This window comes from Corallococcus sp. CA047B, from assembly GCF_003612065.1.
Lineage (GTDB): Bacteria > Myxococcota > Myxococcia > Myxococcales > Myxococcaceae > Corallococcus > Corallococcus praedator.
Genome location: NZ_RAWD01000394.1, coordinates 1 through 7,572 on the forward strand (window position 1 = coordinate 1; position 7,572 = coordinate 7,572).

Genomic DNA, 7,572 nt, shown 5'->3' on the forward strand with positions numbered 1-7,572 from the left:
GTCGAAGAGCGTGCGGCGGCGGTTGCGCGCGGCGTCCGCGCGACCCGGTGCCTCCGAGGCGGGGGGCGGCGGGGTCTCCGACGGCCTGGGGTCTGGAGTCTGCGCGGTGTCTGGGCGCTGCGGTGGCGCGGACGGGTGGAGTTCGCCCGAGGCGGTGGTCCTGGCGGTGATTGCCTCGGCGGGGGGCGCCGGGAGTGGGGCCGCAGCGGCAGCGTCGGTGGGCTTCGTGTCCGCGGAGGGGCTGGTCTGGGCCGGAGGGAGTGCGGTGTCTGGCGACGCGGCTTTGCTCTCTGCTGCCTCCGTCGAGGGCGTGGCGGAGGCAGGTGCTCCCGAGGCTGCTGCTGCGGAGGGCGCGGAGTCCGCCGTGGAGGCCGACTCCTGCGAGACAGCCGATGCTACTGCCGCGTGGGGCGCTGCATCCGTCGTGGAGGCTGAATCCTGCGAGGCTGCCGCTGCCGCGTGAAGTGCAGCGTCTGTCGTGGGGACCGACTCCTTCGACTCTGCTGATGCCGCTGCCGTCTGGGGCGCTGCGTCCGTGGTGGAGGCTGAATCCTTCGAGGCTGCTGATGCCGCTGCCGCGTGGGGCGCTGCATCCGTCGTGGAAGCTGACTCCTTCGACACTGCTGATGCCGCTGCCGCGTGGGGCGCTGCATCCGTCGTGGAAGCTGACTCCTTCGACACTGCTGATGCCGCTGTTGTGCGGGGGGCTGCATCCGGTGTGGAGACGGGCTCCTTCGGGGCTGCGGCTCCCGCTTGCATGCGCGGCGCTGCGTTCGATGAGGAGGCAGACTCCTTCGAGGCTGCTGATGTTGCTGCCGCGTGTTGCGTTTCGCTCGTCGAAGGCTCGACACGGGTCGGCGTCGTCTCAAGCGCGGACGTCGCTCCCTCGTGCGGTGGCTCACCCGATGGGACCGTGCCCGTAGCGGATGCATCCGCTGCGGTGCCTTCCGCGTCTGGCCGGGAGGGCGCCGAAGAGTCCGCGCGCAACGCATCCTCGGACGGGGCCGTGTGGGTCGCGGTGTTCGGGTGCTCCTTGGTGAGCGCGAGCGGATCCGGGGCAGTGCTTGCTGCGTCCTGCGCAGGCGGTGTGACTGCTTCCGAGGTGACGGTGCCCGTCTTCTCCGCTGAATGGTCCGGGACCGTCGCGGACGAAGCCTTCGCGAAGGTTGCCTCGCCTACCCAATCCGTGACGGTTGCGGATGCGGTCGTGGGACGGGCGTCCGCGTCAGCCGTGGTGATGCCCGATGCGGACTGCATCGTCGATGGGGGCAGCGCCTTCTCAACGGGTGCCGCGCCAGTCGGATCCGTGGGGCTCGCGACGAAATCCGACGCGGTCGGGGCAGGAGATGACGCTTCCCCCTGGCCTATCGAAGTGGGGACCTCCGGCTCGGAGGCGCGTGCCGCGTCGCTGGGGAGAGACGGCTGACCGGAGAGGATGGCCGAACCGTCCCCTTGCGAGAAGGTCTCTGGGGAGTGGGCTGTCGCTCCTGAATCAGACTCCTCACCAGCGAAGGGGCTCGCAGGCTCGGTCGCGGATGGATCCGTGCTCTCCGGCTCTGCCTCGACAGCAGCCACTGGCATGGAGGTGGGGAGCGGGGGCGCCTCTCCGCTCGCGGGCTCAAGGGCCTCTGCCGCCGAAGGCTCGAAGGCAGGCTGCCCCGCGACCGTTTCGCCACGGTGGTTCGCAACGGAGCCGGAGGTGGGTTCGGAGTCCACCGTGAAGACCGACGGCTCTTCGTCCCATCCCTCTTCGACCGGAATGGCATCCGCGAACGCCTCGGCAGCGGGATCCGCCAGCGATGCGTGTGATTGCTCTTCGTTGTTCAGGGACTGCGCGTCCGAGAACACGCCTTCCGTTGATGCCTCCTCGACCGTCGATGCGGCATGCGTCGTCGAAGACTCCGCCGAAGCCGCTTCCGCGAGCACTCCCTCCGACTGGAACGTCGCCGCTGCGGATGACACCCCGGCAGCAGGAGAGGCCTCGCCCGGAGGGAACTGCTCCGCGAGCGTCAGCGCGGGAGGGATGGGAGCTGCTTCCGCACGAGCTGCGTCAGCTTGCGCGGCTTCCTGCGCGGACGTCCCGACGAGCGCGGTCCATGCATCCTCCTCGCTCAGCACGCCTGAAGGCGTCTCGACTGGCGCGGAGTCCTCCGTGCGCGCGGTTTCATCCGGCCATGCCGCATGGGCTTCGTCGGCTGGAGGCTCAGAAGAGGTCGGGGACGAGAAGGCCCATCCCGCTGTGGACTCCTCGGCGCGTGACTCCAACGGTGCCGTGACGTGAGGCTCTGGACTCGCCCCCGTCCTGTCGTCCGCCGTCGCGACCGTGCTTCCCTGCGTCTCCGAACCAGGCGCATTGGATTGCGAAGCCGCGACTTCATCGCCGCCAGCCAGGTCCGCCGGGTCGCTCGTTGCGACGGCCTGTTCCAGCGCGGCGGCGAACGGATCTTCCTCTTCCGGGAGTGCGCCCGCCTTGTGGTGAATCGACGCGGGGTCGATGCCCCAGGCGAGCAGGCGCTCGGCATCCGGATGGCGCGGCGCCTCGTCCTGCTCCCACGAACGGTGCGGATCCGAGGCTGCGGCCTCCGGCTCGGAGGTGGACGCCGTGGGCTCGAATCCGGATGCACCGTCAACGCCCGGGGTGCTCTCCTCCGGCGGAGCTCCGTCCTCGGCATCCATGTGGAGGTCGACATCGAAGTCGAGCGGCTGCTCGACGTCGGCCGCGGTCGTCACCCGGGAGTGCTCTGCCCCAGCCAGCGCCTCTCCTGTATGGGCCGCCTCTGCCTCGACGACCGCGGGTGCGTCCGGTGATGCCGCCTCCGCCGCATCGGAAACGAACCGCGTGTCTGGCGTTGCTCCCGTATCGCTGGGATTCGCCAGGTCAGCGTGGGCTGCGGGCTCGTCCTGCGAAAGCCCTGGGGCCTGCACTTCCCCGAGCACTCCATTCGGATCGAACGCCTCCACCGACGCAGGCGTGAGCCCAGCCAGCGCGGCTGTATCGAACTCCGTGGCGGACCCGGACGTTGCCGGCTCAGGCGACGGTGCTTCTTCCTTGAAGGCGGGAGGCGCGGCCGGGATTGGGTTCCAGACCGGCGTTTCCGCGCGTCCTTCCGGAAACTCCGGCTCGGTGAAGATCGCGAAGGCCTCTGCTCCGGCCTCATCCGTCGTTTCGTCGGAGGACTCGAACGGATCCGGATCCGTGGGCCGGGTCGGCTCACGTCCCGTCGAACCCGCGTCCGACGGCAGCCTCACGGCGGGGAAGGACCCGGAAGAGGCGGGCGGCGCCTTCCAGTCCTTCGTCTCCGGTCTCGCCCCAGACGACTCCCCGGCAGCCGAGCGCACGGTGTACATCTCCCGGGTCGACCGCTGCGGCATCCCCGGGACGGACTTGTTCCCCCGCGCATCGCGCGAAGGGCCCACGTCTGGAATCGACGCGAGGGCTGCCTCTCCCTCCTCATGCTCCGGGAAGAGCGACACCGGAGCATCGGGCTCGGCGAGGACCGGGGGCTCGGCCGCTTGAGGCGCTTCCACGACGGGCGCGGGCACGGGCGCCTTCTGCGCCGCATCCGGAGCCCGTCGCGCACTTTCCGACGTCACCCCCATCCCAGGTGAAGGCACGCCCGGAGTGCCCGGAAGTGGAGCCACCTCACGGCGCACGGGAGCCGATTCACCCGAACCCGGAGCGGGTGGCAGCGCCGGCATCCGCATCGAGGGCCGTGAGGGCGGCACGGTCGGGGTCTTGCGCACGAGTCCCGGCGGGAGCGGCGCCGGTTCCATCCTGGGCGCGGAGGGCGACGCCAGCGCCGGGTCCTCACCCTCCGTCCCGGCGCGCCGCGCGACGATGCGGTCGATGAGCGCCTTGCTCGCGGCATCCAGCTTGGTGAAGCGCACGGTCATTCCGGCCCGTGCGTTCCCCACGTCCGGCTGTGCCTTGAGCACCACGCCTTCGCCGCGCAGCAGCCGCGTGCCGTCCGTGAGGACGAACTCGAACGCCAGGCCCGTGCCCTCCGGCTTGAGCGCCCGGGTGGCCACGAAGACTCCGCCGCGCCCCACGTTCGAGCCATACCGCTCGATGAACTCCTCCTCCGCCGTGTACGGCAGGCGGATGCGCAGAGGGAGGAGCTTGGGGGCCGGCCCGGTCATCGCAAGGGGATCCGCACGTCCCCGCCAGCGCCCTTCACCACGAGCGCCAGCCCTTCGTCTTGCACGGCTTCCGGAGGCAGCTCGAACATCAGCACCACGTCCGTGCGCTGTTCGGGCGCCCAGGTGGTGGGCAGGGGCCGCGTGCCGGCCACCGCCTGCGCATCCCGCGCGAGCGCGTACGTCTGCCCCTTCGCGTCCGCCAGCCACGCGTCATCCAGGGACAGCGGCGCGGGCACGGTGCCCACGTTCTGGGTGACGAGCTCCACACGCAGGAACAGGTCCTCCGTGGTGAGCCCCAGCCCGGACCTGCCCCGAACCGAGTGCGAGGACTCCAGCCCGGTGAGCTTCATCGCCACCGTGTCCACGTGCACGGTGTCGTTGCGCGCGGGCAGCCGCAGCTTGCTCGGGCCGCTGTCGCCCATCCCCGCGGCCAGGCCCGCCAGCCGCGACTCCTTGTCCGTCTCCGGCTCCGGGCGGGCGGAGGCCGCGCCGCCCTTCTTCACCCGGTCCGCTTCCGCGCGCAGCTTCTGGAGCGTGTTCGCGGTGGCTTCGGACTCGGGCGTGGAGGAGTCCTTCGTGCAGCCCCCCAGGAGGAGGGCCGCCGTCAGGAATGCCAGGGGCCGGGACGGGGCGTGGAGGCTCACGCCGGGCTCGCGCCCTTCACCAGCTCGTAGAGCTTCTCCAGCGCCGCAGGCAGGTTGGCCGCGTCCGGACCGCCGGCCTGCGCCATGTCCGCCTTGCCGCCGCCCTTGCCGCCCACTTCCTTGGCCATCTCGCGCACCAGGTTGCCCGCGCTCATGCCCTTGGCGACCATGTCCTTGGTGAGGGCCACCAGGATGATGGCGCGGCCGTCCTTCTCGCCGCCAATGGCAATCACGCCGGAGCCGATGCGGTCGCGCAGCTGATCCGCCATGCCGCGGAACACCTTGTCGTCCGCGGGGTCCACGCGCGTCGCCAGCACCTTCATGCCGTTGACGTCGCGCGCCTGGTCCAGGAGGTCCTTGTTGGAGGCCGACTGGGCCTTCACCGCGACCTCCTCCACCTTGCGCTCCAGCTCCTTCACGCGCTTCTGGGTCGCCTCCACGCGCAGGGCGACCTCCTTGGGCGACGTGCGCAGGAGCGCCGCGACCTTCTTGAGCTCGTGCTCCTGCTCGCGCACGAACTGGAGCGCGCCCACGCCGGTGACGGCCACGATGCGCCGCACGCCGGACGCGACGCCGCTCTCGCTCGTCACCTTGAACAGGCCGATGTCACCGCTGCGCTTCACGTGCGTGCCGCCGCACAGCTCGGTGGACTCCGGGTGCACGGTGACGACGCGCACGGTGTCGCCGTACTTCTCACCGAACATGGCCACCGCGCCGGACTTCTTCGCGTCGTCCAGCGTCATGATGCGCGTCTGGGCGCCCGCGTTGTCGCGCACCCACGTGTTGACCAGGTCCTCCACCTGCTCCAACTGGTCCTGCGTGGCGGGGGAGAAGTGCGAGAAGTCGAAGCGCAGGAAGTCCGGCGCGACGACGGAGCCCGCCTGCTTCACGTGCTCGCCCAGCACGCGCTTGAGCGCCTTGTGGAGCAGGTGCGTGGCGGAGTGGTTCGCGCGGATGGACTTGCGGCGCTCCACGTCCACGGACGTCTGCACCATGTCGCCGACCTTCAGCGTGCCCTCCGTCACCTCCGCGGTGTGGACGATGAGCCCCTGCACCGGGCGCTGCGAGTCCTTCACCTGCACCACCGTCTTGCCGCCGTGGGCGACGATGCGGCCGGTGTCGCCCTGCTGGCCGCCGGACTCGCCGTAGAAGGGCGTCCGGTCCAACACGATGTCCACCGTGGCGCCCTGGGAGACCTGGGGCACCTCCACGCCGTCCTGCACGAGCGCGAGCACGCTGCCTTCGCCCTCGTGGCCCTCGCCGTCGTAGCCCAGGAACGTGGTGGCGCCCGTGCGGCCGACGATGTCCTGGAAGATGTCCCCGCCGGACTTCGCCTTCGTGTCGAACTTCTGGTTGGCGGCCTCTTCCTCCTGGAGTTTGTGGAACTCCTCCAGGTCCACGTCGAAGCCGCGCTCACGCGCGATGATCTGCGTGAGGTCCCAGGGGAAGCCGTAGGTGCCGTGCAGCAGGTAGACGATCTTGCCCGGGAGGACCTTCTGGTTCGCGGACTGGAGCTTGGAGAGCTCCTCGTCCATCAGCTTCAGGCCGCGGTCGAGCGTGCGGCGGAAACCCTCCTCCTCGTGCTTGGCGACCTCCAGCAGGAAGGTGCGGCTCTCGCGCAGCTCCGGGAACGCGTCGCCCATGAGCTCGATGACGCGGTCCACGACCTTGTAGAAGAACAGGTCCTTGAGGCCCAGCTGCGTGGCGCCATGGCGGATGGCGCGGCGCATGATGCGGCGCAGGACGTAGCCGCGCTCCACGTTGGAGGGCTGGACGCCGTCGGCCACGAGGAACGCGGTGGCGCGCGCGTGGTCGGCGACGACGCGCTGCGAGGCGCCGGTCTCCTGGGAGTAGGGCTGGCCGCACAGGGCGCTGACGGTGGAGAGGATGCCCTGGAAGAGGTCGGTGTCGTAGTTGGAGCGCTTGCCCTGGACGACCGCGGCGATGCGCTCCAGGCCCGCGCCCGTGTCGATGGACGGCTTGGGCAGGGGGATGAGGGGCGCGTCCTTCTCCTTGCGTTCGAACTGCATGAACACGAGGTTCCAGATTTCGAGCCACCGGTCGCAATCACACGCAACGCCCTGGCAGGGGCGGCCCGCGGCCTCTTCCACGCAGGGGATGTCGTTGCCCTGGTGGTAGTGGATTTCCGAGCAGGGGCCGCACGGGCCGGTGTCGCCCATGGCCCAGAAGTTGTCCTTGTAGCCGAGCTTCAGGATGCGGTCGCGCGCGACGCCCTGCTTCTCCCAGAGGGCGAAGGCCTCTTCGTCCCAGGGGACGCCGTTCTCGCCGTTGAACACGGTGACGGCGAGCCGGGCCTTGTCCAGGCCGAGCTTCTGGGTGACGAACTCCCACGCGAACGCGATGGCGTCGGACTTGAAGTAGTCGCCGAAGGAGAAGTTGCCGAGCATCTCGAAGAACGTGTGATGCCGGGCGGTGTAGCCCACGTTGTCGAGGTCGTTGTGCTTGCCGCCGGCGCGCACGCACTTCTGCGAGGAGGTCGCGCGGCGGTAGTCGCGCTGCTCGCGGCCGGTGAACACGTCCTTGAACTGGACCATGCCGGCGTTGGTGAACAGCAGGGTCTGGTCGCCGACGGGTACCAGCGAGGACGAGGCCACGCGACGGTGGGAGCGCTCCTCGAAGAACTGGAGGAACGCCTCGCGGATCTGGGAGGCGGTGAGGGCGGAAGGCATGGTGTGGGTATATGCCACAAGAGGGCCGGACGCAGCAGTTCCTGGACGGGTCATCCCCTGTGGGACGGCCCATGTAGGCGGGGCTGACGGCAGGGGGC

Annotated in this window: 4 protein-coding genes and 1 pseudogene; 2 read left to right on the forward strand and 3 right to left on the reverse strand. The window is 70.1% G+C overall.

Features of this window, described 5'->3' with window-relative positions; genetic code table 11:
* On the forward strand, positions 1-463 hold a 463-nt coding region (locus D7X74_RS44615), incomplete at its 5' end, for a hypothetical protein (RefSeq protein WP_370450846.1).
* A gap of 1,895 nt (positions 464-2,358) precedes the next feature.
* Positions 2,359-2,808 carry a hypothetical protein gene (locus tag D7X74_RS44620; protein ID WP_233602416.1) on the forward strand — a complete coding sequence of 150 codons (450 nt, stop codon included), beginning with the start codon at positions 2,359-2,361 and terminating at the stop codon, positions 2,806-2,808.
* 1,038 nt (positions 2,809-3,846) lie between these two features.
* Here D7X74_RS44620 and D7X74_RS44625 read toward each other — a convergent pair.
* From D7X74_RS44625 to alaS, 3 genes and pseudogenes are all read right to left on the reverse strand, one after another.
* Positions 3,847-4,140 (reverse strand): annotated as a pseudogene (locus D7X74_RS44625) (TIGR02266 family protein); the annotation flags it as partial.
* Positions 4,137-4,784 (reverse strand): hypothetical protein, encoded by a 648-nt coding sequence (locus D7X74_RS36830; RefSeq protein WP_120537660.1) that lies wholly within the window; start codon positions 4,782-4,784, stop codon positions 4,137-4,139. The gene D7X74_RS36830 and the pseudogene D7X74_RS44625, both read right to left, overlap by 4 nt.
* Entirely contained in the window at positions 4,781-7,474 is a 2,694-nt protein-coding gene (gene alaS, locus D7X74_RS36835) for an alanine--tRNA ligase (protein ID WP_120537661.1), read from the reverse strand. The genes D7X74_RS36830 and alaS overlap by 4 nt, the downstream gene beginning before the upstream one ends.
* Positions 7,475-7,572 lie beyond the last annotated feature (98 nt).

Coding starts and splice junctions, on each gene's coding strand:
- alaS (WP_120537661.1), bottom strand. CDS start 7,474: ATGCCTTCCGCCCTCACCGCCTCCCAGATCCGCGAGGCGTTCCTCCAG.